The following is a 500-nucleotide window of genomic DNA, read 5'->3' on the forward strand; positions in this document are numbered from 1 at the left end:
AGGACATGGTCTATCTGGCCCATATCCGAACGGCCTTCGCGCTGTCGAATGGCACCTACGGCAGCCCCTGGATGCACCGCGACCTCGTCGACGAAGGGCACGAGATCGGGCGGCATCGCACAGCGCGTCTCATGCGCGAGAACCAGTTGATCGCGCGTCAGAAGCGGCGCTTCAAGCGCACGACGGACAGCGAACATGCTTGGCCTGTCGCGCCCAATCTGGTGGCGCAGGACTTCACGGCGGATGGCCCGGACAGGAAGTGGGGAGCGGACATCTCCTATATCTGGACGGCAGAGGGTTGGCTCTACCTCGCCATCGTTCTCGACCTCTTCTCGCGGCGCGTCGTCGGCTGGGCCACGAGTGACCGCCTGAAGCGCGATCTTGCGGTCGAAGCTCTGCGGCGTGCCTTGGTGGCTCGCAACCCTGCGACGGGGCTGGTCCATCATTCCGACCGCGGGTCGCAATACTGCTCTGTCGACTATCAGGCACTGCTCCGAAAA

General features: G+C 64.0%; 1 protein-coding gene. It reads left to right on the top strand.

The window, feature by feature from the left end; translation table 11 throughout:
- Window positions 1-500: IS3 family transposase (locus A3728_RS21430; RefSeq protein WP_150120945.1), on the top strand; the 500-nt coding region annotated here is incomplete at both ends.

It is taken from the genome of Sulfitobacter sp. HI0040 (genome assembly GCF_001634885.1).
Taxonomy (GTDB): Bacteria; Pseudomonadota; Alphaproteobacteria; order Rhodobacterales; family Rhodobacteraceae; genus Sulfitobacter.